The 4460-nt window shown below is 71.1% G+C and carries 3 protein-coding genes; 1 reads left to right on the top strand and 2 read right to left on the bottom strand.

Annotated features, from left to right (window positions below):
- Positions 1-149 precede the first annotated feature (149 nt).
- Entirely contained in the window at positions 150-926 is a 777-nt protein-coding gene (locus ABT057_RS48805) for an SAM-dependent methyltransferase (RefSeq protein ID WP_352351828.1), read from the bottom strand.
- 57 nt (positions 927-983) lie between these two features.
- Entirely contained in the window at positions 984-1628 is a 645-nt protein-coding gene (locus ABT057_RS48800; RefSeq protein WP_352351826.1) for a mycothiol-dependent nitroreductase Rv2466c family protein, read from the bottom strand.
- Positions 1629-1782: 154 nt separating this feature from the next.
- Between ABT057_RS48800 and pepN the strand changes: the two genes are divergently transcribed.
- Positions 1783-4353 carry an aminopeptidase N gene (pepN, locus tag ABT057_RS48795; RefSeq protein WP_352351830.1) on the top strand — a complete coding sequence of 857 codons (2571 nt, stop codon included), beginning with the start codon at positions 1783-1785 and terminating at the stop codon, positions 4351-4353.
- Positions 4354-4460: the final 107 nt, after the last annotated feature.

Here is a 4460-nt window from a genome sequence, read left to right as displayed (position 1 = left end):
TATCGGGGCGACCCTCCGCCTTGCGATCGCACGCACCAGACGCCGCCAGGCCTGCCCTTCGGGCAGACGACGCTACTTTCGAAACACGCCCTAGATCCACGGGGTGCCCCCTGCCGCCCGTCCGCCGAGGGGTGGACGGGCGGTTGCGCTCAGGGCTTGCGGCCCACGCCTCCGTGCTGGCCGGTCGGCTGCGGGTCGGTGCCGGGCTCCGGGCGCCACAGGGGGACCGAGACGACACCCGGCTCGACCAGGTCCAGGCCCTCGAAGTAGGCCTCGATCTGATCCACCGGGCGCAGGAAGTAGGGGACCGCGCCCGTCTCGTTGTAGGCGTCCTGGGCCGCCTCGTAGGCGGGGTCGGTGCCGCGCGAGCCCTCGTTGAGGGACAGGTAGGACCCGGCGGGCAGGCCCGCGAGCAGGCCGCGGACCAGGGCGCAGGCCTCGTCGTGGTCGGCGACATGGCCGAGGATGCCGCTGAGGATCAACGCCGTGGGCCGGGTGAGGTCCAGCGTGCGGCCGGCCGCTTCCAGGATGCGGGCGGGCTCGTAGAGGCTGAGGTCCTCGTAGGCGGTGGCGCCCTCGGGGCTGGAGGTGAGCAGGGCGCGGGCGTGGGCGAGGACCAGCGGGTCGTTGTCGACGTAGACGATCCTCGACTCCGGGGCGTACCGCTGGGCGACCTCGTGGGTGTTGTCGACGGTGGGCAGGCCGGTGCCGACGTCGAGGAACTGGCGGACGCCCGCCTCCTGGACCAGGTACCGGATGCTGCGGCCGAGGAAGGCCCGGCTGCTGCGGGCGATGGTGACGATGCCGGGGAAGACGGCGGTGTAGGCGTCGCCTGCCACCTCGTCCACGGGGTAGTTGTCCTTGCCGCCCAGCCAGTAGTTCCAGATGCGGGCCGAGTGGGGCACCGAGGTGTCGATCTCCGTCATGGAGGCAATGGTGCCCCCGCGAGAACGTCTCGCGGGGGTCTTCTCGCGCAGGAGTTGTTACAGATTGCTGAAGTCCGGGCCCTTGGTCCGGCTGCGCTTGAGCTCGTAGAAACCGGGGACCGAGGCGACCGCGACGGTGCCGTCCCACAGGCGGGCGGCCTCCTCGCCCTTGGGGGCGGGGGTGACGACCGGGCCGAAGAACGCGATCTGCTCGCCGTCGGGACCGGGGACCGCGATGACCGGGGTGCCGACGTCCTGGCCGACCTTCTCGATGCCCTCCTTGTGGGAGGCGCGCAGCTGGGCGTCGAACTCGAAGTCGCTCTGCTCGGCGTAGTCGATCAGGGAGGCGGGCAGACCGACGTCCGCGAGCGCGCCGGCGATGGCCTCCACGGTCGGACCCTCGCCGTTGTTGTGGATGCGGGTGCCGAGGGCGGTGTAGAGCGGGCCGAGGATGTCGGCGCCGTGCAGCTGCCAGGCGGCGGTGACCACCCGGACCGGCTGCCAGGCCTTGACCGCGAGCATCTCGCGGTACTCCTCGGGCAGCTCGTCGAGCCTGTTCTCGTTGAGGACGGCGAGGCTCATGATGTGCCAGCGCACCTCGATGTCACGGACCTTCTCCACTTCCAGGACCCAGCGGGAGGTCATCCAGGCCCACGGGCACAGCGGGTCGAACCAGAAGTCGACGGGGGTCTTCTCGGACATGTCTCTCCTCATGAGAAATCGGGTTCGACGGGAGAACGCAGCCGCCCCGTCCGCAATTCCCGGCTCCCGGCGTCAGGAGCGCGTGGCAGGATCGGCCCTGTCCGAGAACCCGCACGCCCAGACCCGCCAGCCCAGAACCGAGGGAGTACCGCCCGTGCCCGGTGAGAACCTGTCCCGCGACGAGGCCCGGGAGCGGGCCGCCCTGCTGTCCGTCGACGGGTACGACGTGTCCCTCGACGTGCGTTCGGCGATCGCTGACGGGAACGACGAGCCGCGCACCTTCCGCTCGGTCACCACGATCCGCTTCCGCTGCAACGAGCCCGGGGCCACCACCTTCGCCGACCTGATCGCCCCGAGTGTGACCTCCGTCTCCCTCAACGGCCGTGATCTGGACCCGGGCGAGGTCTTCGACGGCGCCCGGATCCTGCTGGAGGACCTGGCCGCGGAGAACGAGCTCGTGGTGGACGCGCAGTGCGCCTACTCCCGCACCGGCGAGGGCATGCACCGCTTCGTCGACCCCGAGGACGGCGAGGTCTACCTCTACACGCAGTACGAGCCGGCCGACTCCCGCCGGGTCTTCGCGAACTTCGAGCAGCCCGACCTCAAGGCCCCGTTCCGCTTCGAGGTGCGGGCGCCCGAGGAGTGGGTGGTGTGGAGCAACGGGCTCGGCGAGCGCGCGGACGGGGTGTGGCGGTTCGCTGAGACGAAGCCGATCTCGACGTACATCACCTGTGTCGTGGCGGGCCCCTACCACTACGTGACGGACTCCTACACCCGTGACCTCGGCGGCGGTACGACGCTGGAGATCCCCCTCGGCGCGATGTGCCGCAAGGGCCTCGCGCCCTACTTCGAGGCCGAGGACGTCTTCCTGATCACCAAGCAGGGCCTGGACTTCTTCCACGACCACTTCGACTACCCGTACCCCTTCGGGAAGTACGACCAGGCGTTCGTGCCCGAGTACAACCTCGGCGCGATGGAGAACCCGGGCCTCGTGACCTTCCGCGAGGAGTACATCTTCCGGGGCAAGGTGACGCGGGCGTCGTACGAGGGCCGGGCGAACGTCATCCTGCACGAGATGGCGCACATGTGGTTCGGCGACCTGGTCACCATGGAGTGGTGGGACGACCTGTGGCTGAAGGAGTCCTTCGCGGACTTCATGGGCGCCTTCGCCCTCGTCGGCGCGACCCGCTTCACCGACGGCTGGATCACCTTCGCCAACCGCCGCAAGGCCTGGGCGTACCGGGCCGACCAGCTGCCCTCCACCCACCCGGTCACGGCCGACATCCGCGACCTGCAGGACGCCAAGCTCAACTTCGACGGCATCACCTACGCCAAGGGCGCCAGCGTGCTGAAGCAGCTGGTGGCGTACGTCGGTGAGGAGGCGTTCCTCGAGGGCGCCCGCCGCTACTTCAAGCGCCACGCGTACGGCAACACCCGGCTGGGTGACCTGCTCTCGGTCCTCGCGGAGACCAGCGGCCGGGACATGGCGGCGTGGGCGCGGTCGTGGCTGCAGACGGCGGGCCTGAACGCGCTGACCCCGCAGGTGCTGCTGGACGCGGAGGGCGGGATCGACGAGCTGGCGGTGCTCCAGGAGGCGGCGGAGCCGCACCCCGAGCTGCGCCCGCACCGGGTGGCCATCGGCCTCTACCGCCTGGAGGAGGGCCGGCTCGTGCGGTACGCGCGCGCCGAGACGGACATCGACGGTCCGCGCACCGTGGTCACGGAGCTGGCCGGGCAGCCGGCGCCGGAACTGGTGCTGGTCAACGACGACGACCTCACGTACTGCAAGATCCGCTTCGACGAGACCTCGCTGGCCACCCTGCGCGAGCACCTGGGCGCGATGACCGACCCGCTGGCCCGCGCCCTGTGCTGGTCGGCGCTGTGGAACCTGACCCGGGACGCGCTGCTGCCCGCGCCCGACTTCATCGGCCTGGTGACGCGGTTCGCGAACCGCGAGTCCGACATCGGCGTGCTGCAGATGCTGCACGCGTGGGCGGGCTCGGCGCTGGAGAACTACGCGCCGAAGCGGTGGCGGCCGCGGGGCGCGGAGACGCTCTCCGAGATCGCCCGGCGGGATCTGGAGGCGGCTGCGCCGGGCAGCGAGCACCAGCTCGCCTGGGCGCGCTTCTTCGCGTCGGTCGCGTCCTCGGAGGCGGACCTCGGGCTCCTGCGGGGTCTGCTGGACGGCACGGCGAAGATCGACGGCCTGGAGGTCGACCAGGAGCTGCGCTGGGCGTTCCTGGAGCCGCTCGCGGCACACGGCTCGGCGGACGAGGCGGTGCTGGCGGCCGAACTGGCCCGCGACGACACCGCGTCCGGCAGGCGCCACCAGGTCCGCTGCCTCGCCGCCCGCCCCTCCGCGGCGGTCAAGGCGCAGGCCTGGGCGCAGCTGGTGGAGTCGGACGCGCTGTCCAACGCGATGGTGGAGGCGACGATCGCGGGCTTCTCCCAGTCCTCCCAGCGGGAGTTGCTGGCGCCGTACGCCGAGAAGTACTTCGCGTCGATCGGGCGGATCTGGTCGGAGCGGTCCATCCAGATCGCGATGAACGTGGTCAGCGGTCTGTTCCCGGCCCTCCAGGACTCCCCCGAGACCCTGGCGGCGACGGACGCCTGGCTGGGCGCGCACGAGTCGGCGCCCCCGGCGCTGCGCCGACTCGTCCTGGAGGCCCGGGACGACCTGGCACGAGCCCTGCGGGCCCAGGCGGCGGACGACGAGGCCCGCTAAGGGCTGTCCCGGAATCCCCGGTGGATCAGCGCGCGGCGTCAGATGCGGTGCATCGCAAGGCGGAGGGGCATCCGCATACTGGATGTATGCGGATGTTCCGACAACGC

This window comes from Streptomyces sp. NPDC002588, from assembly GCF_040295925.1.
Lineage (GTDB): Bacteria > Actinomycetota > Actinomycetes > Streptomycetales > Streptomycetaceae > Streptomyces.
The sequence above is the reverse complement of the archived record's forward strand: the minus strand, read 5'-3'. Positions and strand labels throughout refer to the sequence as shown.